We start from the raw sequence: 599 nt of genomic DNA, 5'->3' as shown, positions 1-599 counted from the left end.
GGACGGTTACCACGGTGTGATTCATGACTGGGGTGAAGTCGTAACAAGGTAGCCGTAGGGGAACCTGCGGCTGGATCACCTCCTTAATCGACGACCGCAGCTGCTTCATGAGCTCCCACACGAATTGCTTGATTCATTGAAGAAGACGATAGAAGCAGCTTTAAGCTCCAAGCTGATAGCTCACAGCTAACAGTTACAAGCTCGAAATTGGGTCTGTAGCTCAGTTGGTTAGAGCGCACCCCTGATAAGGGTGAGGTCGGCAGTTCGAATCTGCCCAGACCCACCAATTTTGTAATGGGGCCATAGCTCAGCTGGGAGAGCGCCTGCCTTGCACGCAGGAGGTCAGCGGTTCGATCCCGCTTGGCTCCACCATAAACTGCTTCTGAAAGCTTAGAAATGAGCATTCCATCAAGGTGATGGTGAATGTTGATTTCTAGTCTTTTGATTAGATCGTTCTTTAAAAATTTGGGTATGTGATAGAAAGATAGACTGAACGTTACTTTCACTGGTAACGGATCAGGCTAAGGTAAAATTTGTGAGTTGCTCTCATGAGCAAGATCGAATTTTCGGCGAATGTCGTCTTCACAGTATAACCAGAT

At 47.6% G+C, this 599-nt stretch carries 2 tRNA genes and 1 rRNA gene; all 3 read left to right on the top strand.

Annotation, left to right across the window (positions count from 1 at the left end):
• Positions 1–86: ribosomal RNA gene (locus tag AB4Z20_RS28025) — 16S ribosomal RNA — on the top strand; the annotation flags it as partial.
• A 123-nt stretch (positions 87–209) separates the two neighbouring features.
• Positions 210–286, top strand: a tRNA-Ile gene (locus AB4Z20_RS28020).
• A 10-nt stretch (positions 287–296) separates the two neighbouring features.
• A tRNA-Ala gene (locus AB4Z20_RS28015) sits at positions 297–372 on the top strand.
• The last annotated feature ends 227 nt before the right edge of the window (positions 373–599 follow it).

Source organism: Pseudomonas sp. KB_12 (assembly GCF_052114545.1).
Classification (GTDB): domain Bacteria; phylum Pseudomonadota; class Gammaproteobacteria; order Pseudomonadales; family Pseudomonadaceae; genus Aquipseudomonas; species Aquipseudomonas brassicacearum.
The sequence above is the reverse complement of the archived record's forward strand: the minus strand, read 5'-3'. Positions and strand labels throughout refer to the sequence as shown.